Source organism: Vibrio sp. S457-15 (assembly GCF_000960545.1).
GTDB lineage: Bacteria > Pseudomonadota > Gammaproteobacteria > Enterobacterales > Vibrionaceae > Vibrio > Vibrio parahaemolyticus.
The window spans coordinates 38,009-58,892 of sequence record NZ_JYOQ01000065.1; the positions used below are offsets into that span (position 1 = coordinate 38,009).

Sequence of the window (20,884 nt, forward strand, 5' to 3'; positions counted from 1 at the left end):
TAAGTACAGTATTGATAAAAGGGTCAGCATTATAGAGCGATGCAAAATAAAGCGCTAGAGCTCGACATCAATCATTTTGATGATTTTATCAACGGCATATGTGTTGTTTTGGTGTACAGTGCATTCAGTTTTCTGTAAGAAAAGCCTTACGTTAGTAGTGAGGTTAGCGAAAATGAATGTTGTCTAAAAACAGACAAATAGATTGTCTTTTCATGGTCATTGAGGAATGCTACGCAAGGCGGGGTTAGGCAACTATCTCGAAATGCGATAAGTCTAGCGCCCTTATTGATCATCTGAACATAAGAACAATCTAGATGGAATTTGATTCGGTTAACTTGCTTGCGATGGGACTGATTTTTCTCGGTTCTTTTGTCCAAACTGCGATTGGTTTTGGCTTAGCCATTGTGGCCGCGCCGTTGCTCATTCTATGGGCGCCCGAATATGTGCCTGCACCTATCTGTTTGGTCGCGTTGTTTATTTCGATCATGAATGCGCTGAAACACCGCAGTAGCGTCGAAATCGGTGGTTTAAAAATGGCATTGATTGGCCGAGTTCCCGGTTCTATTGCTGGTGGCTTCATGCTGTTCTTTGTCTCCACTCAAGCACTGACGTTGTGGATCGGTTTACTCGTTCTATTCGCGGTTATCGTCAGTGTGCTTCCGTTTCGTATTGAACCTACACCTCAGCGTATGACGTTAGCTGGATTTTTCTCCGGTTTGTTTGGTACCAGCTCGGCAATCGGTGGCCCTCCGATGGCCTTGCTATTGCAGCATCAAGAAGCGAACCAGTTACGCGGTAACTTGTCGGCATTTTTCGTATTCAGTTCTATCATCTCTTTGGTGGTTCAAATCCCAGCGGGCTTCTTTACGTTGCACCATCTTGTGATTACGATTCCGTTGCTACCAGCTGCCGGGCTTGGGTATTGGCTTGCGATGAAAACGACGCAATCGCTGCCGAAAGAAAAGATTCGTTTTGGTGCGTTACTGCTGTGTTTTGTTAGTGGCTTTACGGCAGTCGTACAAGGGCTGAATCTGTAACAACTAGGTGCGATGATAATCACTTTACAAACGCCTTTTGCGCTATAAAATCGCGTCACTTTTTCTTCATCTCAATGAGCAATAGCCTATGAATCATCGTCACTACGGCAATTTTATGGCTGCGTTATCCTTCGTTATTTGGGGATTACTGCCGGTTTACTACCGTTTTCTTCCTAATGCTGCAATGGATGAGTTGCTGGCATGGCGCATTATTGGCTCGGTACCCGTAGGGATTCTTATCGTCTACGCGGTGACTCGCCATTGGCCAAATTGGTCACAGGTGTGGCGAGATAAAAAGTCTCTTTGGTATACCTTTGTGGCAAGTAGCCTAATGTGTATTTCTTGGAGTGCATTTACGTGGGCGTTGACTCACCATCGAGTGATTGATGCAAGCTTGGGCTTTTTCATCGGGCCACTTGTGTCTGTCGCTTTAGGTGTATTTGTTTTGGGAGACAAGCTTTCTAAGGGGCAATTAATTGCAATATTGCTCGCAACTTGTGGCGTGTTATACCAAGTGTTTCAATACGGGCAGCTACCGTTTGTTGCCTTAACAATGGGGCTTTTCTTTGCGCTTTATGGACTCTACAAAAAGAAAATCAACTACGATTGGAGCACAACATTGTTTATTGAAGCACTTGTTCTTGCGCCGTTTGCGTTGGGATATTTGCTGTTCAAACAATGGACGACAGGCGAGCTTGCTTCTTCCGTTGATACGACAACCTTATTGCTTTACTTCGGCAGCGCGCCAATCACGATTCTGCCTTTGATCTTCTACTCAATCGCGATTCGTATTACAAACTTATCGACGGTTGGTTTGATGCAATACATAGAGCCGAGCTTGCAGTTTATTCTTGCTGTCGTGTTCTTTGGGGAGCTGTTCGATGACGTTAAAGCGGTTACGTTTGCCTTTATCTGGGTGGGTTTGTTGCTCACGATCTTCGAAGGCGTTGCGAAAGGAATAAAGCGCAAAAGGTTGGCTAATCATTCTGTGTAGGTTGAATCCGGTTTAAACCAAGTTTGGGCCAAACCAAGTTCGTTTTAATTCATCGTGCATCCAAGTAAAACCAAACATAAAAGCGCTCAGTCGAGCGCTTTTTTATCACTGAAATTCAAGTTATGAATAGCGATGTTTTTCATTATTCGGCATCTTGAAGTTACTTAGGTATAGTGGATAGGTATCTGAATAGAAAGGACTCAACATGATCACTGCACTTTATGCTAGTATTCTGGCTCTACTTTTAGTTTGGTTAGCGTTTCAAGTCATCAAACAAAGGCGCCTTAACAAGGTTGCGTACGCAGATGGCGGCGTAGAAGCACTGCAAATTGCCCGCAGCGCACAAAGTAACGCAAGCGAATACATACCCATTACGCTAATTCTTATGGCGTTGTTAGAGTTTAACGGCGCAGCACCCATTTGGATTCATCTTACCGGTATTATCTTTGTAATTGGCCGCATCATTCATGCCAGAGGTATCCTACAAGAGAGTTTTAAAGGAAGAGTGAAGGGCATGCAGCTGACGTTTCTCGTGATTGTGTCTCTTGTGGTTTTGAATATGTTTTACTTCCCTTACGGAAAATTGTGGTAAGTCTAAATAAGTTCCTACAGTGCGAATCTGTTTGCGAATTGCTAAATCGAGTTTGCAAATTGCAATGAAAACTGTGAGCAAATAGTCGCTATTGATGAAGTTTTAATGAAATTGATTAAATATCAGCCTGTTTCTATGCGCTTTAAAGTTGGCACGCCTCATGCTTTAGTACTATTGACCCTTTCTAAGCCGAGGGTCACCTAGCCAACTGACGTTGTTAGTGAACCCAATTGTTCACAAGTATATACAGCCAATCACACACCTTGTGGTTGGCTTTTTTTTATCTTCAGGTTTCCTATCTCTACACGCTATTAGGGTGTTTGCCTTATCGAATAAAACCAACAAGTGTGATAACTTGCGCGCGGTTTAAATGTAATTGGTTGTATTAATGAAGAAAACAATACGTGTAGTAGGTGTGGCATCTTTACTGTGCTGTCAGTCGGTTAATGCGATGAGCGAAAAAGACTGGGACGTTCTAACGGATATTGGCACTTACGGTTTAGTGGCAACCGCTGCCGCTGTGCCAGCTTATAAAGGCGATTGGGAAGGGTTCTGGCAAGCAGGATTGAGCATTGGCACTGCTTCTGGTGTTGGTTTGATTGGTAAAAAGACCATCGATGAAGAACGCCCAGATAAAAGTGACAACGACAGCTTTCCATCCAACCACACGGCAAACGCATTTGCTTCTGCGACCAACCTTTACTTGCGTTATGGATGGGAAGCCGGACTTCCTGCATACAGCATGGCAGCGTTAGTGGGCGTCGGCCGTGTTGAAGCCAAGAAACACTACTGGCGAGACGTGTTGGCAGGCGCGGCTTTAGGCACGTTGAGTGCTTATATTTTTACTGATGCGTATGACGAAAATGTACAGCTTGTACCTTGGGTGACCAGCGAGGATGCGGGTATCTCCATCACTTATCGTTGGTAAGGGTATGAGTTAGATATGTGAATCAAATGAAAAAAGCCTCGGAAATGTCCGAGGCTTTGTTGTTTATGAAGTTACTTAGAACTGCGCTTTAATCCAGATCATGCGGTGGTCAGATGAAACATCTTTACCATTACCGTATTTGCCGATGCGCGAATCGTTAAACAGTTTACGACCTTCTTCATAAGATGCAGACCAGTAAACGCCGGAATCAACCACGTTTAAGTTTGCAGAAGGCAAGGCGTAGTCTACACCTAAACCAAATGTTGAAGTGATACGGTTCGGGTATGGGTGAGTTGAGCTCTTTTCAACGGCGTGTTCAGCTGCGCCAAAGCTTGTTGGGTACAGGTTGCCGTTCATCACGTCTTGGTTAACCAGCGGATCACTATGCAGATCTTGCATGACAGAGCTAATACCATCGCCAGCAACTGGATCGAGGTTTTGGTCGCCCATCATGACGAATTTAGCACCGTTCGCCAAGCCACCTTGTTTACCTGCATCGTCGTAGAAAAATTCTTTTCCTTGGATGTAATGGTGCCAAAATTCCACTTCCGCTGCGTTTTGCGCTTGGTTTTTACCAGGATCGAAAACTGGTGGTGTAGGGTGCGACATCAGAAGATGAACAACCTCATTACCATTGCTGGTCGGGATGATAATTGGTGCATCTACGTGGTTTTTAGAAGAGAGGCGTACTTGAGCCCATTCCTCTGCAGAGTACCACTCATCGCCACACTTCATGTTGTCTGGAATTTTTTGTGAGCCGTCACAGATAGTAATGGTTGGGATTTTCGCGCCTTCTAAATCTTTCCATTTAAACTCTTGGAAGGTTCGTGTATTTGCCGTATCAATTTTGTACTTAGACATTAGGGCAAAGGCGTATTGGCCGTGGTACATGCCAAAGCCCCATGCATCCCCCGGTATTTGGCCGGCAGTGCCGTTGTTGTCGAGGTCAAAATCGCTCAACAAACCTGTGTTGGTAGAGTAAGACTCCGCGTAAGGGTATTCGATAGGTTCGAGGTTTGCTTCTCCGCCCGCGCCATCGAGACTTTGTGCAACAGACAGGTAGTTCTTTTGGAAGCCTTCAAGGGCTGCTTTGTCTTCGCCTGTTCCGTCGTTGTTGTATTCCGCCATCATCAGTACATCAGGGCGATTCTTTTGAATGATCGCAGCAACGTTGCGAATTTGAATGACTTTTTCCGCAGTGGTTTTGTTTTCAGCTGCGATGGAGCCGTCTAAATAGGCTGTAACCAATGCAGCTTGCTGCGCTGGTTCAATTTGCATTTCATTTACTAAAGCTTCGAAGGTCGCGCGGTCAAAAGAGAGGTTGTAGGTGGCAATCTTTACTTCAGTTGGCTGAACGTTTACGTATTTCGTGTCGTCGTCATTGCAGCCAGTCAGTAAAGCGGCACCGATAAGGAGAGCGAGAGAAGTTTTAATTGTTTTCATGGGTACGTCATACCTTATAATTGATTCGGGCAAATATTAATAACATCAGTAATATTTGTAAGCGATATGGGTCACACAAACGTTTGCATAATTACATATACAATCAATTTTTGTGTGATTTGTGCAATAAATGCGACAGTTTCAACATCAAAAGGTTATATGCAAATTGTTAAAAGCATGTGTTGAGAGCGTTGAATTGCCATAAACTCATCCATAAGGTCTATAAATTCCTGTGCTAGACTCAATGAACAGAATGAGATCAATAAGCCTAACGTCCTGTTAAGGGATTATTCGGCGCATAAAATCTGTCAGTTTGGCTTTGCTATTTGTGCAAAATAGGGGACTTACCGATGGATCTAGGATCAAAATATCAGCGCAAGCTCGCAGTTGGCTTGGTGTTGGTGTCACCACTTCTTGTTTCACCTTCTCTCTCTGCCGCTCAGTTGGAGCGATTAGAGCCAAATCATGGACGTGTGGTTTCTCTCGAAAAGCAAAACCTTGCCGCGACCCAAAATGTCGCCAAAGCGCTTGGATTAAAGCCGGACAATAATGTTCAAAAGCTTAAAGCCAACCAAGACAAAAATGGTGATGTCCACGTCCGGTATCAACAAACCTACAAAGGAATTCCGATCTGGGGGAAACAGATCGTTTTACACCGGGATAAACAAGGGAAAATCAAACGCTTTGGCGGTACGTTAGTTCATGATATCGAGCAAGACGTTTCTAACACGACTCCTCAGCTCAGCCTTGAAAGAATAAGAAGCAAAGTACAAAAGCCGTATTTGGATGTTGGCTATCACATCGAAGATCAACAACAGGGATTGCGTATTTATATCGATGACAAAGACGTTGCGCATTTAGCCTATGAGATCCAGTTTTTTGCCGATTCTGAACAAGCGGTAAACCCCACTAGACCAACTTATCTCGTGGATGCTAAATCAGGTGAAGTGCTGTTGCAGTATGAAGGATTAGCTCATGCAGAAGCAGATGGCCCGGGAGGCAATCAAAAGATTGGTTTCTATGAGTATGGTAAGGAATACGACCCGCTACTTGTTCAGCAGTCGGGGAGCACTTGTATCATGGATACGCCTAATATCGTCCAAACCATCAACCTAGATGGCCGAACTTCAGGTAGTGTTCACACCTTTACTTGTCCAACGAATACGGTCAAAGAGATCAATGGCGCGTACAGCCCATTAAACGATGCGCACTACTTTGGCAAAGTGGTATACGACATGTACAAAGATTGGTTGAATACTGCTCCCTTGACGTTTCAGCTGCAAATGCGAGTCCATTACCGCAAGCGATATGAAAATGCCTTCTGGAATGGATCGAGTATGACATTCGGCGACGGAGCGAGTTACTTCTATCCGTTAGTGAGTTTGGATGTCTCCGCGCATGAGGTCAGCCACGGGTTTACAGAGCAAAATTCTAACCTGATTTATTCAGGTCAATCTGGCGGTATTAATGAAGCGTTTTCGGATATGGCTGGCGAAGCAGCAGAGTTCTATTCCCGAGGTTCAAACGATTGGAAAGTCGGATTTGATATTCGTAAGTCTCCAACTGGCGCATTACGTTACATGGACAACCCTCCGTTAGACGGACGCTCGATTGACCACGCGTCTCAATATGTCAGTGGTATGGATGTTCATTACTCTAGTGGTTTGTTTAACAAGGCGTTTTATCTGTTAGCCGTCGATTATGATTGGGGCACTGAAAATACCTTCAAGGTATTTGCCCACGCGAACCAAAACTATTGGACACCAAGCGCGACGTTTGATTCAGCTGCTGCTGGTGTATTGGCGGCGGCGCAAGATTTAAGCTTACCTGCGAGTGATGTGACGGCGGCTTTTGCCCAAGTTGGCGTGTCGACGGATGGTGGTGTAGTTGAACCACCTTCAAGCGCTTGTGATGCTGTGTCGTTGAGTAATGGGACATCAAGCAATATCGAATCTGCTTCGACAGGGCAGTGGCACTGCTTCACTATTGATGTGCCAGCAAACGGTTCAGACTTAACCATCACGACCGCAGGTTCAAATGGGGATGCCGACCTCTACGTTAAGTTGGGCAGTGCGCCAAGTTTGTCAAACTACGATTGTCGCTCTATCAGCTCGAATAGTAACGAAGTGTGCAGTTTTGCTACGCCAAGTGAAGGGACGTGGCATATTGGGGTTTACGCGTATAGCGGTATCAGTAACGTGAGTGTAACCGCGAGTTATACAGAACAAGAAGCCCCACCACCTTCTGGCGGTGTGACAACACAATCCATCAACAATGGCAAAACGTGGACGGCGATTGTCATGGGCTCAGGATTGCTTGGTGGCGTGTGGAACAACAACCCTAGTGATTCATGTGGCAATGATAGCGAGTGTAGTAAATCGGGTATTGATAAAAAAACTGGTTCGGTAAGCTTCACGCTGAGTGATGGGCAAACTTTTGTCATTCTCAAACCATAGCGACTAAGCATATTTCCTAAGGCTCTGAAATTCTCAGAGCCTTATTTTTCTCTTACGAATTTTTGATTATACTCGAGGGCCACACAGAAGTGAGGACGACCTCACCGCTCTATCTTTTCTCGGGGACGACCCCAATCTCGTTGGGAAATATGACATGGCTTGGGGAATTCTCTTCATTGCGGGCTTGTGTGAAATCGCATGGGCTGTCGGTCTTAAATATTCACAAGGGTTTACCAAATTTGGCGCTTCGGCGTTCACCATCGTTTTTATGTTGTTGAGCTTTTGGCTGCTTGGTATCGCGTTAAGAACCTTACCTTTAGGCATCGCTTATGGCGTCTGGGTTGGCATTGGTGCAATAGGCACGGCAATCGTCGGTATCTACTTGTTCAATGAGCCAGCAACGCTAATTAAAGCACTGAGTTTATTGATGATTGTGGCAGGTATTGCAGGGTTAAAAATCTCTGCTTAACGCCGGGTTAAACATAAAAGAAAAGCCAGAGTCGACTCTGGCTTTGTTGCATTTAAATATCTTGCCCGTTTGGTATGGAAGCGTTAAGCACTGCGCTTAATAAAAGGCAACCGTAAATGATGGCCGAACACATTGATCAATGCGCCCGCTACAATTAACGCGCCGCCAATGTATGTCCATAGTGATGGAAGCTCGCCAAAGAACACAATGCCTAACAGTACCGAAAAGACAATCTGCACGTAAGAGTAGGCTGATGCTTTACCTGCTTGTTGAGTTTGCATCGCCTTAGTCAGCCCAAGTTGACCAATTTGAGTGAACACGCCGACCAATACCAACATACACGTCAGGTAAAGATCTGGCATGACAAAGTTATCTCCCATAAACAGGATGGACGTTGGTAGCGCCACAAGTGGGAAGTAGAAAATGATCACCGAGCTGTCTTCGGTTTGGCTGAGCTTTCTTACAATGACATAAGCAATAGAGCTACCAAAAGCACCTAAAATAGCAATCATTACACTGAACATCGGAAGTGTTTGTGCAGATTCTACGCCGGTTTCTGGTCGAACCATGACGTAGACACCGAGCAAACATAGCGCAATACAAATGAAGGTTGTGGGCTGAATTCGTTCTTTCAAAAAAATGACAGCGAGCAGCGCCGTAAATACCGGATGAATGTATTGGAAGATGGTTGCTTCTGCCAAAGGTAACGTGGTCACCGAATAGTAAACACACATCAGCGCGAAGGTGCCCACCGCGCCACGCGCTAAGAGTAGTGGTTTGTTGTTGCCCCAAACAGAGATTCGTTTTCGTTTCACATCTAAATAACTGATCACTAAAGAAACGAGTGCTCTTGCTGCAACGATTTCAAAGACAGGGATACCATGAAGACTGACATGCTTTACCGTGGCCGACATTAGCGCGAACCCGAAAGCGGAGAGCACCATAAAGCGCACACCAATGGGAACCATAGCGTTGAGTGAATTAGACATTTTACTGCTCATTTGTTGCGACAGATCGCACTTTAGCATACTCAACAGACAAAATGATCGGCGGCATTCAAACATCTCTGCCGAGAGAAAGAATAAGCGGTAGACTGTGGGTTCTCAATCAACCTATCTTTCTTTCGCGCATGGAGCGCATCTAGGAAATATCTAGATATTTAAGGAGCATACATGATCCCAATACAAGCGACGCATGTCTCTGGCGTTGTCATCTCTCGAATTGATGGCGTAGATAAAATTCTGTTACTCAAACGCGTTAAAGGCGGGTATTGGTGCCATGTGGCTGGTGGTGTAGAGGCTGGTGAAACAGGATGGCAAACCATTCTGAGAGAGCTAAAAGAAGAGACGCAGATTGACGATGTTGAGTTACATAAGGCGGACTTTTTAGAACAGTTCTACGAAGCGAAGGAGAACCGAATCTTGGTCATCCCATGCTTTGTGTTATTTTGTCCGCCAAACCAACCTGTGGTGCTTAATGAAGAACACACGGAATATCGCTGGTGTTCGCTGGAAGAAGCAAAGCAGCTTACGCCGTTTGCCAATCAACATCATCTCTATGATCATGTTTGGCAATACTATGTTGATGTGGAGTCGCTGACACCGTATACATTGATCGAGCAAAACAGCTAGGAAAGGGCTACAAGGACGTGACTCATAAAATTTCTGTGCGAGCAGCACAAAAAGCAGGATTCTGCAACCATCTTAAGATTTGTTAAAGAGTTAGCTCGTTACGAGCATTTAGAACATGAAGTTAAAGCCAGCGTCGAAGACGTTGATCGAGCGATTTTCGGCGAAGATTCGACGACACACGCAGTGATTTGTTATGTGAACGAAGAACCGATAGGATTCGCCGTCTACTTTTTTAACTACTCAACATGGCTTGGAAAGAACGGACTCTACTTGGAAGATCTATATGTTTCTTCTGAGTACCGAAATGTTGGTGCTGGGAAAGCGTTGTTAAAGCATTTGGCGAATATTGCCGTTGATCGTGGTTGTGGCCGTTTTGAATGGGCTGTATTGGATTGGAACCAACCTGCCATCGATTTCTATCAGTCAATCGGTGCAGAGCCTCAAGATGAATGGAAGATCTATCGACTGGCGGGAGATGCATTGCAGCGCTTTGCTAAAGGATGATGTGAATGGGAGATTCGATGTATCCATACGACTATCAAGGGAATGGCTCGCAAGCGCGCTTTTCCGTCTCGGAAAGGGTCTCTATTGAGCCTCTAACCACCAAGCATGCGACGGTTTTACTGGAAGTGGTGAACACGTATCGAAACAGCCTATCTGGCTATTTACCTTGGACGGACTTTGTGACCAACCGCAGAGAAGCAGTGAACTACATCTCTCAGCGCGTGAACAGCAAAGCGTTAGATGCCCACTGGTGCGCGATTTATTTTGATGAGCAGTTTACGGGTGTTATTGGCATCAAGGGTGTGGATTCGCACACACACGTTACTGAGATTGGCTATTGGTTGGCGAACAATGGGCGAGGACACCGAGTGATTGACCAAGTGCTTGCGGTTCTGATTCCTTTTTTAAAACAGAAAGGGCATGCGCAGTTCATCCAATTCCACTGTATGGAAGATAACATTGCCAGTATCAATATTGCTGAGCGTGCTGGTGCCACATTAAAAGAATACGTTGATCACGAGTTCGAGACGCTTGACCGCTCTCAACGATTAGGCATTTATGAATTGCGTCTGACTTAGCTCCAAACCCACCGATATTTTAATCAGAGTCCGAACTCTAATTTCGCGAGCGCTACAATAGTAACATTGTTGCGCTCGTGTTAATTTGGAGCGTCATTGATCGAAACTAGGCTAGGAGAAGCATCATGAACGCAATCGCAGAGGTTGAAGTGGACAACTCGTTACAGCAAAGCCTCGACCGCTTAAAAGCGGCGTATGCTGCCGAACCTTATCCTAGTTTGGATGAACGTAAGCAGCGCCTTATTATGCTAAAACAAGCGCTTATCGTGAACAAACAAGCATTAGTGGAAGCGCTGAGTGACGATTTTGGCTATCGTTCAGAATTTGATACCGCAATGACCGACGTTTTGCCGACGGTCTCGCACATCAATTACACCCTCAAGCGGCTAAAAAAATGGTGCAAACCTAGTAAACGTGAATCAGGCCTGTTGCTTGCTCCGTCGAAAGTGACCGTTCAATATCAGCCACTCGGCGTTGTCGGGATCATTTCGCCGTGGAACTTTCCTGTCATTTTGAGCCTTGCGCCTTTAGTGACTGCTTTGGCCGCAGGCAACCGTGTGATGATGAAGCTCAGCGAATTTACGCCCAAAACCAATAGAGTCATCGTCAATATTTGTCGCGAGCTGTCGGAATATGTCGAAGTATTTGAAGGTGAAGCAGACGTTGCACAAGCATTCAGCCAACTGCCATTCGATCATCTCTTGTTTACTGGCTCGACAAATGTTGGCCGCGCTGTGGCAAAAGCAGCGGCAGAAAATTTGACTCCAGTGACGTTAGAACTGGGTGGGAAATCTCCGGTGATCATCGCAGAAGATGCAGACATGAAGAAAACCGTTGATGCAATTTTGTTTGGTAAATGCATCAATGCGGGCCAAATTTGTGTGGCGCCTGATTACGCGTTTGTACCGCAAGAACGCGTCGAAGAGTTCATCACGCAGTTCTTAAAACGTTTTGAAAAACTCTATTTGAAATCCAACAAGAATCAAAAGCTGACCCATATTATCAACCAACGACAGTATGAGCGTTTGACTGCGCTGCTTGAGGATGCCAAAACCCAAGGCGCAAATCTCCATACCGTTGAAGCGTCACCTCAACAGGAAAGGCTTTTGTACCCTCATTTGGTCACAAACGTGTCAGCGGATATGCGAATCATGCAAGAGGAAATTTTTGGGCCACTTCTGCCCATCAAGCCATACAAAAGCTTAGAAGAAGCGATTGACTACATTAATCATCACCAGCGACCACTTGCGCTGTATGTTATGTCGGACGACAAATCGACCATCAAACATATCGTGCACAACACACACAGTGGCGGAGTCGGCATTAACGATACGGTATTACACGTTGGCGCTGAAGATGCACCTTTCGGTGGCATTGGGCAATCGGGCATTGGTCATTATCACGGAGTGGAAGGATTCAGAACCTTTAGCCATGCGAAAACCGTACTCCACACGCCGAAATGGCTGCCAAGGACGGGGGCTTTAATGCGTCGCAGAGCAATGGCGATAAAAGCGATTCAAAAGATTTTTGTTCGATAGTAATTGGATTGATAAAAAACCGCCCAAACGGGCGGTTTTTTGGTTTCTATGCGTTCTAAACTGCGGATTACCAAAGGCCGAGAAGCTTCCACCACGCACCGCCAACAAAAACAAAGATTGGAATGACGATGAGTGAGAAGATAAAACCGATTTTCCACCAGTTTTGCAGAGTATGGAAACCAGCACCAAACAAGATTGGCGCAGGGCCAGACGAGTAATGCGTGGTCGACATATACAAGTTACTGAAAATACCAAGAACAATCGCAGCAAGCATCGGAGGCGCGCCAGCAGAGATCGCAATTGCCAAGAACGCGGAGTACATCGCACTGATGTGTGCCATTGCACTAGCCATCAAATAGTGGCTGTAGTAGTAAACCAAAAGAAGCACGACGATGGTTGTCACCCAGCCAAAGCCGGACAGTGATTCGGCCATAGACTCGCTGAACCAGCTGATGAATCCGAGTTTGTTGAGTTGCGCAGCCATCATTACCAATACAGCGAACCAAGTTATGGTGTGCCATGCTTCTTTTTCGCCAAGAACGGCGTCCCATGTGATGGTGTGAGTGAGAAGCAAGAAAACTAACCCTAGTAAAGCCGTAACCGTTGCATGAATGCCTAATGTTGGGCCCAATACCCAAAGTGAAACCATACCGATAAAAGTGATACAAACCATCAGCTCGTCACGCGTCATTTTGCCCATTTCAGCCAGCTTTTGACGCGCAATTTCACGCATTTCTGGTGTCTTCTTCAGCTCTGGTGGAAACACCATGTACATCACGAGTGGGATGAGGAACAAACACAACAAACCAGGGACGATCGCCGCGGTTGCCCAGCCAGCCCATGTAATTTCAACGCCTTGTTCTTTTGCGAAGTTAGCGGCGAGTGGGTTACCTGCCATAGAGGTCAGGAACATCGCACATGTAATCGCGTTACATTGGAAGATACATTGCACCAAAAATGCGCCGATTCGGTTCTCAGTGCCTTTTTCTGGGTCGGAATCATAAGCACTCGCAACCGAGCGAAATAGCGGAGAAATAATACCGCCACAACGTGCTGTGGTACTTGGGGTTGCAGGTGCAAACAGCAAATCAGTCAACACTAAGCCGTAAGCAAGCCCTAATGAATTGTGACCAAGTTTAGAGATAAACCAGTATCCGACGCGTCGACCAAAGCCGGTGGTAATAAAACCGCGAGAGATAAAGAACGCAGCTGCAATCATCCAAATCGTTGGGTGCGCGAAGCCAGTCAGTGCGGTTTTGATTGGCAGTACGCCAAGCAGTGTAGCGAGCGTCAAGCCCATCAAGGCCATCGCGCCAAGAGGAAGTGGGGCGAGGATCAAGCTTAGTACGGTGGTGACGAAAATCGCCATCATTTGCCAAGCTTGATCGGTGAGTCCTTCCGGGGTTGGGATAAACCATAAGATGCAGCCTATCGCGACCAGTAGGAGCATTTTCATTTGGGAACTATTCATACATCCATCTCCAAGTTATTTTTCTTCATCATAGGGTTTGGAAATGGCAAAAAACTGAGAGAAATCAATTTCATCAACGACGTACTTGAGCTCTTTATCAATTTGCATGTCACGACAAAATCTGTTTGAAAAATAATTGAGAATAAACGCATTAAATTAATAAAAGTCATAAAAATCACCACTGAGATCCGCGTCAAAATTCATGGTGAGAGCCCCTAAGTCGAATAAGTAATTGCGGTAAGCTTAGGGCAAGTCATCTCTTGGAATCCTATCGTGCCGTTTGCTTCCTTTTCTTTTACTAAACAACTGGCCGTATTGCTCAGTGGTGTAATGCTATTGGGCATGTTGAGTTGGTGGAGTTACAGTGCTCATCAGTTGGACGACATCCTCACTCATCAAATCAGCCTGCGTGCTCAAGTTCAGTCGCAGCAGCTCTCGCAATTGTCTAGCCTTATTGCCGCTGTTGGGTCTGGTAGCGCAAGCAAAACGTCAGAAATCATCAATGCGGTTCAGGCGGTGAGTGATGCGGACTTTATCACTGTGAGTGATCGCGCAGGAATTCGCCTAGCACATCCTGTCGCTGAACGCGTTGGTCTGCCTGTATTGGGAGGTGACATTGAAAGAGCGCTGGAAAACGGTGAGTCCTACCTTTCTTATGGCGTGGGATCTTTAGGGCCATCGGTTCGTTACATATCTCCCATTTTTTCCAATGAAGGCGATGTGATTGGCATGATCAAAGTTGGCTATTTGATTGATACTTTGGATCTCTGGACAAGCGAACGGTTATTGCCCTTGATATCGTTCGGAATCATTGCCGTCGCTATTTGTATTTGGTTGTCTTGGAAGTTTTCTCGCTATGTTCGAACTCAAATGCAAGAGTTAGAACCTTGGCAGCTTAAGCAGGCATTAAAAACGCATCAAGGCGTGCTGCAAGCGACGTATGAAGGATTGGTCGCGATAAACTCCGAGGGAAATTTGTATCTTATTAATGATTCCGCACGCGCTATGCTCAACTATCATCAAGAGCTTGGCAACGTATTTACCGACGGGATAGATAACCCAGAAAGTTTTTCGCTGAAAGGTGACGATTACATTAATGGATTGATTCGCGTGAATGGCAAAAACTTGGTGATGAACCGAGTTACGCTTCGTACGTCGACAGGTGAACCTTATGGCGCGGTGTTTAGCTTGCGTGACCAAAATGAGATGCACGTACTCTCGGAGAAAATCAGTCAGGTGACACAGTACATGGAGAACATGCGCGTTGCGCGTCACGAGTATCAAAATAAGCTTTCGACTATCTCGGGCCTCTTACAAATGGGGGCTTACGATAACGCGCTTTCAGTTTGTTTGTCGCAAGCGAAAGCCAGTCAATCACAACTGGATTCGCTACATGCGCTCAATAGCAGACCGGCCTTGTCAGCCTTGATTTTGGCAAAGGCGAGCAAAGCCAACGAACTGGGTGTAGCACTGAGCATTGACTGCCAAAGTGATTTGAGCGCGCTGTCTCGCCGTTTGTCAGAAGAACAATTGTGTGGGTTGATTGGCAATTTAGCTCAAAACGCTTTGGAAGCGGTGAAAGGACAAGAGAACGGTCACGTACACATCGGTATTTCAGAGTCGGCTTGTGAGTACACTATTCAGGTTTCGAACAATGGCCCGCTGATCGAGAGTGAATTTGATGTGTTGTGCGAATTGGGCTTTACCACTAAGCAAAACAAAGCCGATCATGGAGTAGGCATGTACCTTGTACGTTCCATCGTTGAGCAAGGCAATGGGCATATGGAGTTGGACAGTGACGAGCAAGAAACCGCGTTTACGATCTATTTCCCCAAGGAGTTAGGATGATAAAAGTAGTCATAGTGGAAGATGATCCCAACATTGCAGAGCTTCATCACCATTTCATTGAGCAAGTGGAACAATATCAAGTCGTCGGTATTGCCGGCAGTATTCACATTGCCCAGCAGCTAGTTACGCATACTAAGCCGGATTTGGTCATCGTCGACAACTACTTGCCAGACGGGCAAGGTGTCGAGCTGGTTTATCAATGGTTAGAGAGCGACCAGAAACCAGAATGCATTTTGGTCACGGCGGCCAATGACGCATCTACGGTTCAAAAAGCTCATCGTTTCGGCGCATTTGATTACCTCGTCAAGCCCGTTGATTACTCAAGACTAACCGAAAGCTTGCTCCGTTTCGCAAAGGTCAAAAACCATATGCGTAGCCAAGAGAGTTTTCGACAATCGCAGCTTGATGACTTGTTCCATCTTGGAAAAGGCACGCCAACGGATTTGGCTGGTTTAGATCCTTTTATGTTCCGTCAGGTGGTGGATCTGTTTACGCATGTGCATGTCGAGCACACCGCATTGAGTGTGTCGGAAAGCTTAACCATCAGTAAGAGCACGGCGCGTCGTTATTTGGATAAAGCCGTTGAACAAGGTGAGTTGGTGGCATTTTTAGAACACGGGAAAGTAGGGCGACCGACTCGGGTTTATCGCAATAAGTTAGTTTCAGAAAGCTAAGTGTTTGAGATAAAGCACAAAGAAAGGCTCTTGTTGAAAGAGCCTTTTTCACGAAATGTCGACATATTTTGGCAAGTTTAATGCAGAACTTCACTGCTGAATCTTAAGTATTTGCAGTCGTTCATCAAATCTTTAAATGCCTTTCTATCCAGCTTAATCAGAGTTTCATGATCGCCGGCTTCGAGATAGACATGTTCCAAATTTGCTAACCTTTCATCGCAAACTGTCGACATGTGGTAAGGGCTACCAATTGGCGGAATAGCGCCGTGTTCGCAATCGGTGAAGAGTCGATAAACCATGCGCTCTTTCACCAAGTGGAAGGTGGCGTTAAATTCGTCGTTTAATCTCGACAAACTGATTTTGTTGTTGGCAGGTAAGACCGCCATCATATGACGCCCTTCATGATCCTCAAGAATCACACCTTTTGCGATATTCATTAAAGGCACACCTGCGGCAACACCACTTTGTAGCGAGCTATGACTGTGGCTGTGATTCACGGTTTGAAAGTGAATGTTATGCTCAGTCAAATATTCATCTAATCGGGTTGCAATCGTCATATAGCCTCCACGTGTATGAGACCCATAAAGAGTATAGGAGAGGACGGTCGCAATCGCGCATTTTACTCCGCTTGCACTGACGCTCTTTGGCTCCTGTTCTACGCTTATTTGAAAGCCAGCGACAAAGCATGGTGAAAAACAATAACTAGGGGGCAACATGAGCAAGCCAATCATCGCCGATAACAAGCCGATCAAAGTCGAATTGAAGGCCGGGCAAGAATACTATTTTTGCCGTTGTGGGCGATCAAAAAAGCAACCTTATTGTGACGGCTCGCATTCTGGAACTGGGATGAAGCCAATGAGCTTTACTGCGGAAAAAGATGAAGATGCTTATCTCTGCCAGTGCAAGCACACCGCCAATGCGCCTTTTTGCGACGGTACGCATAAACGATTTACCGCCGAGCAAGTGGGCAAAGAAGGCCCCGATCAAAAACGAGAGAAAAGTGAAAAGCTCGCCGCTGCCAATACTCAAGAGGAGCCAACTCTAGAGTTTATTCACCAACTTGCCAGAGAAGGGCTCTCTAAGCTCGGTCATCATGGGCCGATGGCTGCAATGGGCGTGCCTAGGCACTTGTTACCACATTGGGATGCAATACAAATCATGGTGGCGCAAATGGCGACACAACCGCTGTTGGAAGACGTTCCCGTGTCTACCGAGTTGATTGTGGGGCCAAACGCACGTAAGCCGCTCAAGCTCGCTATTCCTTTATTGGTGTCGGACATGAGTTTTGGTGCGCTTTCGGAAGAAGCGAAAATCGCGCTGGCAAAAGGTGCGGAGTTAGCTGGAACTGGGATTTGCTCTGGGGAGGGCGGCATGTTACCAGAAGAGCAAGCTGCTAATTCGCGGTATTTTTATGAGCTAGCCAGTGCGAAGTTTGGCTACGACGAATCCAAGCTCCTAAAGGTTCAAGCATTTCACTTTAAAGGCGGACAAGGTGCGAAAACGGGGACAGGAGGCCATCTTCCTGCCAACAAAAACGTTGGTAAGATCTCTCAGGTGAGGGGCATTCCTGAAGGGCAACCTGCAATATCGCCACCAACCTTTACCGATCTTCATACTACTCACGATTTCAGAAAGTTTGCCGACAGAGTTCGTGGCATTACTGGCGGTATTCCGATTGGCTTTAAATTGAGTGCTAACCATATTGAGCAAGACATCCAGTTTGCGCTCGATGCGAGTGCCGATTACATCATTCTCGATGGCCGTGGTGGTGGCACGGGCGCGGCACCAACCATGTTCCGTGATCACATTAGCGTACCGACCATTCCTGCGTTAGCCCGCGCACGTAAATACTTAGATGAAAAAGGTGCAAGTGACCGTGTCACGTTAATCATCACTGGTGGACTTCGCGTTCCTATGGATTTTGTCAAAGCGTTAGCGCTCGGTGCAGACGGCGTGGCGATAGCGAATAGCGCGATGCAATCAATTGGTTGTGTCGCAGCTCGCATCTGCAACACCAATAACTGTCCGGCAGGCATTGCGACGCAAAATGCCGATTTGAGGCAGCGTCTCGATATTGAAAAATCGTCTCAACAACTGAAAAACTTCTTTGAATCATCGGTTGAGCTCATGCAAGTGATGGCAAGGGCGTGCGGTCATCATTCACTCAGCCAATTCAATGTTCGGGATTTAGCGACGTGGGATCAAAACATGGCGAGATTGTCTGGCGTTAAGTATTCAGGGGTAAATCCAATCTGATCTGAATCCATATAAAACGCATATATGTACATGTTTGGTAACAGTAAAAGCTTGTAAACAGCGTGCAAATTTTGAAGAAAAAGACTTCTTTCTAGCGTCAAGTGGACTACGCTGTTTTGGTCAGGTATTCAATGTTTTTCGCATTGAGTAGAGAATGAGTAGCCAAGGAGGCTACAAAATAAAGGAGTACAATATGAGCAATACAAACGGCGGTTCAGTAGGTAAATGTCCAGTTATGCATGGTGGACAAACATCTACAGACAAGTCGGTGATGGATTGGTGGCCGAATGCCTTAAACTTAGACATCCTGCATCAGCACGACTCCAAAACGAATCCATTTGGTCCAGATTTTAATTACAAAGAAGAACTTAAAAAACTGGACGTCGACGCACTCAAGCAAGACTTAAAAGATCTAATGACAAACAGCCAAGATTGGTGGCCAGCAGACTGGGGACACTACGGCGGTTTGATGATTCGTATGGCATGGCACGCGGCTGGTAGCTATCGTATCGCAGACGGACGTGGTGGTGCCGCAACCGGTAACCAACGCTTTGCCCCTCTCAACTCTTGGCCTGATAACGCCAACCTAGACAAAGCACGCCGACTTCTTTGGCCGATCAAGAGAAAGTACGGCAACAAATTAAGCTGGGCCGACCTGATTATTCTCGCAGGTAACATGGCTTATGAATCGATGGGCTTTAAAACCTTTGGCTTTGGTTTTGGTCGCGAAGATATTTGGCATCCAGAAAAAGACACCTATTGGGGTTCTGAGCAAGAGTGGCTTGCGCCAAGTGGCGCGAAAAACAGCCGTTACTCCGGAGAGCGTGATTTAGAGAACCCACTTGCAGCAGTAATGATGGGCTTGATCTATGTGAACCCAGAAGGGGTGGATGGCAACCCAGATCCATTGAAAACGGCGCAAGACATGCGAGTGACATTTGCGCGTATGGCAATGAACGATGAGGAAACTGTTGCACTAACGGCTGGTGGTCATACCGTGGGTAAATGTCACGGTAACGGTGATGCTGCCAACCTTGGTCCAGATCCAGAAGGCGCTGACGTGCATGAACAAGGCCTTGGTTGGATGAACCACAAGACTCGTGGTATTGGTCGTGACACGGTAACAAGCGGTTTGGAAGGGGCTTGGACAACGCATCCGACTCAATGGGATAACGGTTATTTCTATTTGCTCTTCAAATACGATTGGGAACTGAAGAAGAGCCCTGCTGGCGCTTGGCAATGGGAGCCTATCGACATTGAAGAACAAGACAAGCCTGTTGATGTAGAAGATGGCTCTAAGCGCTATAATCCAATCATGACCGATGCCGATATGGCACTCAAAATGGACCCTGAATATCGCAAAATTTCAGAGCGTTTCCAACAAGACCCTGCATACTTTGAAGATATGTTTGCTCGTGCGTGGTTCAAACTGACTCACCGTGATATGGGACCAAAATCGTGCTACCTAGGCCCAGATGTACCTAGCGAAGATCTGATTTGGCAAGACCCAACGCCAGCAGGCAAAACGGACTACAACGTCGATCTTGTGAAAGGCAAAATCGAAGCGAGCGGCTTGTCTATCGCTGATTTGGTCGCCACCGCTTGGGACAGTGCCCGTACTTATCGTGGCTCTGACCGACGTGGCGGCGCAAATGGCGCGAGAATTCGTTTGGCTCCGCAAAAAGATTGGCAAGGTAACGAGCCTGAGCGTCTAAGTCGTGTTCTTGCTGTGCTAGAAAGCATCGCAGCAGAAGAGGGCTGTAGCGTTGCTGATGCTATCGTGCTTGCTGGTAACGTAGGTATTGAACTGGCTGCGCGAGCGGCGGGTCATGATGTGTCTGTGCCTTTCGCACCAGGTAGAGGCGATGCTTCTCAAGATATGACGGATGTGGAATCGTTCGAAGTGCTTGAACCTGTGGCTGACGGTTTCCGAAATTGGTTGAAGAAAGACTATGTGGTGAAGCCGGAAGAGTTGTTGCTCGACCGAGCGCAGCTTATGGGTTTGACAGCACCAGAAATGACGGTACTGATTGGTGGTTTACGCGTTCTGGGTAGCAACTACGGTGGCAGTAAAGATGGCGTCTTTACCGACCGCGTGGGTACGTTATCGAACGATTTCTTCGTAAACCTCACCGATATGGCTTACACATGGAAGCCAACAGGTGAGAACCAATACGAAATTCGTGATCGTAAAACAGACCAAGTGAAATGGACGGCGACTCGAGTGGATCTTGTCTTTGGTTCAAACTCGATTCTACGTTCGTACGCGGAAGTGTATGCGCAAGATGATAATCAGGAAAAATTCATCCATGATTTCGTCGCTGCATGGACGAAAGTCATGAACGCGGATCGTTTTGACTTGCAATAAGTGAAACGATGTTCGTCGATAGATGCGTAAACAAAGTTGTGAATAAGTAAGAGAGGCGGGCGCAATGCTCGCCTTTTTCTTTACGTGGCTTTTTACT

General features: G+C 46.3%; 18 protein-coding genes. 14 read left to right on the top strand and 4 right to left on the bottom strand.

Features of this window, described 5'->3' with window-relative positions; translation table 11 throughout:
- Window positions 1-314: 314 nt before the first annotated feature.
- The 4 genes from UF05_RS07855 (at window position 315) to UF05_RS07870 (ending at window position 3,551) form a co-directional block, all read left to right on the top strand.
- Window positions 315-1,037 carry a sulfite exporter TauE/SafE family protein gene (locus UF05_RS07855; RefSeq protein ID WP_005486597.1) on the top strand — a complete coding sequence of 241 codons (723 nt, stop codon included), beginning with the start codon at window positions 315-317 and terminating at the stop codon, window positions 1,035-1,037.
- An 88-nt stretch (window positions 1,038-1,125) separates the two neighbouring features.
- The gene (gene rarD / locus UF05_RS07860) at window positions 1,126-2,031 is read left to right on the top strand and encodes an EamA family transporter RarD (RefSeq protein ID WP_017447640.1); all 906 of its coding nucleotides are present in this window, start codon (window positions 1,126-1,128) and stop codon (window positions 2,029-2,031) included.
- A gap of 205 nt (window positions 2,032-2,236) precedes the next feature.
- A complete protein-coding gene (locus UF05_RS07865) occupies window positions 2,237-2,623 on the top strand; it encodes an MAPEG family protein (protein WP_005454090.1) in 387 nt (128 codons plus the stop codon).
- A 388-nt stretch (window positions 2,624-3,011) separates the two neighbouring features.
- Window positions 3,012-3,551, top strand: coding sequence for a phosphatase PAP2 family protein (locus UF05_RS07870; protein ID WP_021485223.1), 540 nt, complete (start codon window positions 3,012-3,014; stop codon window positions 3,549-3,551).
- Window positions 3,552-3,626: 75 nt separating this feature from the next.
- On the opposite strand, the gene UF05_RS07875 is transcribed toward UF05_RS07870, so the two are convergent.
- Window positions 3,627-4,994 (bottom strand): endonuclease/exonuclease/phosphatase family protein, encoded by a 1,368-nt coding sequence (locus tag UF05_RS07875; protein ID WP_045545991.1) that lies wholly within the window; start codon window positions 4,992-4,994, stop codon window positions 3,627-3,629.
- Window positions 4,995-5,344: 350 nt separating this feature from the next.
- On the opposite strand from UF05_RS07875, the gene UF05_RS07880 reads away from it, so the two are divergent.
- Entirely contained in the window at window positions 5,345-7,450 is a 2,106-nt protein-coding gene (locus UF05_RS07880; RefSeq protein ID WP_045545992.1) for a M4 family metallopeptidase, read from the top strand.
- A gap of 154 nt (window positions 7,451-7,604) precedes the next feature.
- The gene (locus UF05_RS07885) at window positions 7,605-7,919 is read left to right on the top strand and encodes a DMT family transporter (RefSeq protein ID WP_005454078.1); all 315 of its coding nucleotides are present in this window, start codon (window positions 7,605-7,607) and stop codon (window positions 7,917-7,919) included.
- An 83-nt stretch (window positions 7,920-8,002) separates the two neighbouring features.
- On the opposite strand, the gene UF05_RS07890 is transcribed toward UF05_RS07885, so the two are convergent.
- Window positions 8,003-8,908, bottom strand: a complete 906-nt coding sequence (locus UF05_RS07890; protein ID WP_025535266.1) for a DMT family transporter — start codon at window positions 8,906-8,908, stop codon at window positions 8,003-8,005.
- Between the two features lie 183 nt (window positions 8,909-9,091).
- Between UF05_RS07890 and UF05_RS07895 the strand changes: the two genes are divergently transcribed.
- The 4 genes from UF05_RS07895 (at window position 9,092) to UF05_RS07910 (ending at window position 12,170) form a co-directional block, all read left to right on the top strand.
- Window positions 9,092-9,550: an NUDIX hydrolase gene (locus UF05_RS07895; protein ID WP_015313152.1), complete on the top strand. Its 459-nt coding sequence runs from the start codon at window positions 9,092-9,094 to the stop codon at window positions 9,548-9,550.
- 195 nt (window positions 9,551-9,745) lie between these two features.
- Window positions 9,746-10,054 carry a GNAT family N-acetyltransferase gene (locus UF05_RS07900; RefSeq protein ID WP_229652870.1) on the top strand — a complete coding sequence of 103 codons (309 nt, stop codon included), beginning with the start codon at window positions 9,746-9,748 and terminating at the stop codon, window positions 10,052-10,054.
- A 5-nt stretch (window positions 10,055-10,059) separates the two neighbouring features.
- Complete coding sequence (locus tag UF05_RS07905) at window positions 10,060-10,632, top strand: GNAT family N-acetyltransferase (protein ID WP_045545994.1); 573 nt, start codon at window positions 10,060-10,062, stop codon at window positions 10,630-10,632.
- Window positions 10,633-10,757: 125 nt separating this feature from the next.
- Window positions 10,758-12,170, top strand: coding sequence for a coniferyl aldehyde dehydrogenase (locus tag UF05_RS07910; RefSeq protein ID WP_045545995.1), 1,413 nt, complete (start codon window positions 10,758-10,760; stop codon window positions 12,168-12,170).
- A 67-nt stretch (window positions 12,171-12,237) separates the two neighbouring features.
- Here the strand turns inward: UF05_RS07910 and UF05_RS07915 are convergent, their stop codons facing one another.
- Window positions 12,238-13,641: an anion permease gene (locus tag UF05_RS07915; RefSeq protein ID WP_017447632.1), complete on the bottom strand. Its 1,404-nt coding sequence runs from the start codon at window positions 13,639-13,641 to the stop codon at window positions 12,238-12,240.
- Window positions 13,642-13,914: 273 nt separating this feature from the next.
- Between UF05_RS07915 and UF05_RS07920 the strand changes: the two genes are divergently transcribed.
- Complete coding sequence (locus tag UF05_RS07920; protein WP_082063982.1) at window positions 13,915-15,489, top strand: ATP-binding protein; 1,575 nt, start codon at window positions 13,915-13,917, stop codon at window positions 15,487-15,489.
- On the top strand, window positions 15,486-16,163 hold the full coding sequence (locus UF05_RS07925; RefSeq protein ID WP_005395226.1) for a response regulator: 678 nt from the start codon (window positions 15,486-15,488) through the stop codon (window positions 16,161-16,163). Before UF05_RS07920 ends, UF05_RS07925 begins: the two co-directional genes overlap by 4 nt.
- A 77-nt stretch (window positions 16,164-16,240) precedes the next feature.
- On the opposite strand, the gene UF05_RS07930 is transcribed toward UF05_RS07925, so the two are convergent.
- A complete protein-coding gene (locus tag UF05_RS07930) occupies window positions 16,241-16,720 on the bottom strand; it encodes an aminoacyl-tRNA deacylase (protein ID WP_005486498.1) in 480 nt (159 codons plus the stop codon).
- A 157-nt stretch (window positions 16,721-16,877) separates the two neighbouring features.
- Here UF05_RS07930 and UF05_RS07935 point away from each other — a divergent pair, with 157 nt between their 5' ends.
- The gene (locus UF05_RS07935) at window positions 16,878-18,419 is read left to right on the top strand and encodes a glutamate synthase-related protein (RefSeq protein WP_024702908.1); all 1,542 of its coding nucleotides are present in this window, start codon (window positions 16,878-16,880) and stop codon (window positions 18,417-18,419) included.
- A 193-nt stretch (window positions 18,420-18,612) separates the two neighbouring features.
- Window positions 18,613-20,787, top strand: a complete 2,175-nt coding sequence (gene katG / locus UF05_RS07940; protein ID WP_017447628.1) for a catalase/peroxidase HPI — start codon at window positions 18,613-18,615, stop codon at window positions 20,785-20,787.
- Window positions 20,788-20,884 lie beyond the last annotated feature (97 nt).